Annotated in this window: 1 protein-coding gene; it reads right to left on the bottom strand. The window is 42.7% G+C overall.

Going from position 1 to position 1,184, the window contains the following annotated elements; translation table 11 throughout:
- Nucleotides 1-428: 428 nt before the first annotated feature.
- A complete protein-coding gene (locus tag KDK14_RS16730; RefSeq protein WP_257266317.1) occupies nt 429-1,124 on the bottom strand; it encodes a hypothetical protein in 696 nt (231 codons plus the stop codon).
- Between the last annotated feature and the right edge of the window lie 60 nt (nt 1,125-1,184).

The following is a 1,184-nucleotide window of genomic DNA, read 5'->3' as shown; positions in this document are numbered from 1 at the left end:
ATAGCTAAATATCCTATTATCGGGATGATCGTTCGACCGATTCTGTCGCCCTGCAGGTAATATTCGGCGTCATTCAGACTCCCGGCTGCTGAATCATACTGAAACAATTGAACAGCAAGTACATCCCGCTCGCTCTTCTTGTGGGTACAGTAAGTCGTCGAGCCATTGCCGATCATTCTTCAGCATGTACTGGAACAGGCTTGTTTGCTGTTTCGGACGGTAAAATAGCAGATTACTTCGTACAACCGGTTCACTAATTTGTGTCCAGAGATATCTGGCAAGCAACATTTCTTGCCTGTTGATGGCATCTGCAATGGGCGTTTGCTCTTGCTGCCTGAGTGTAAGATCGGTACTCTGCGCTGTTTGATTCCAAATATTCGGGTCGCCGGTAATCAGATGATCCCGCTGGCTATCATTAAGTAGGTGTTTTATTTTTTCAATTGAGTCATTTTTAAAAAGTTATGAACCAGCTGTTGAAATACGGAATTTCCCTGAGACGTGGAAAGCGTCATGAGCTTAAATCTCAATGGCGGGGATTGGATAGACTTGAGGACTTTGTCAGCTTTATATTTGCTATCCATTTCAAGGCACTTTTGCAACAATGAATTGTTGGTTTCCGCTCCCGCTGTAAACAACTCTACAATCTGATCATCATTAAAAGTTTCTACCAGATTTTCATATAATTTTGCGTGCTGGCCATTTTTACAGGCCAACAACATAGGAGACATATTATTTTTCCCGGTAAATCTGACAGCGTCAAACCGTTCTTGATTATTCAGGCGCTTTAAAAGATGGACTATACGTTGGGTGTAATTGTATCGTCGACGATATCTAAACACTTCACTTCCCTTATCACCAAGCATGAACTGCAATATGGATTCATCGATGTCAGGGCTTCCCTTCAGGAGTTTTACTATTAATTCCTTGTTGTGGTTGATCGCAGTATCAAATACGTAGGTATGTTCATGATAAAGACAAGCATGTGCAAGGGGAGGTGCAAGATCATTTACCGGACGGGTGAGCATCTCCAGATTTTTCATGCCTGATTTATGCTGCAATTGCTCGAATAAAGACGATTCCATAACCAGGAAGGCATGATGCAATAATGTCCGATCACCATTCACAGATTCTAACCCGGATATTTCATAAACTGCCCCGAATCTCGCGCAGGACTTTGTCGCTCT

The sequence above is a fragment of the Endozoicomonas sp. ONNA2 genome, from assembly GCF_024606365.1.
GTDB lineage: Bacteria > Pseudomonadota > Gammaproteobacteria > Pseudomonadales > Endozoicomonadaceae > Endozoicomonas.
The sequence above is the reverse complement of the archived record's forward strand: the minus strand, read 5'-3'. Positions and strand labels throughout refer to the sequence as shown.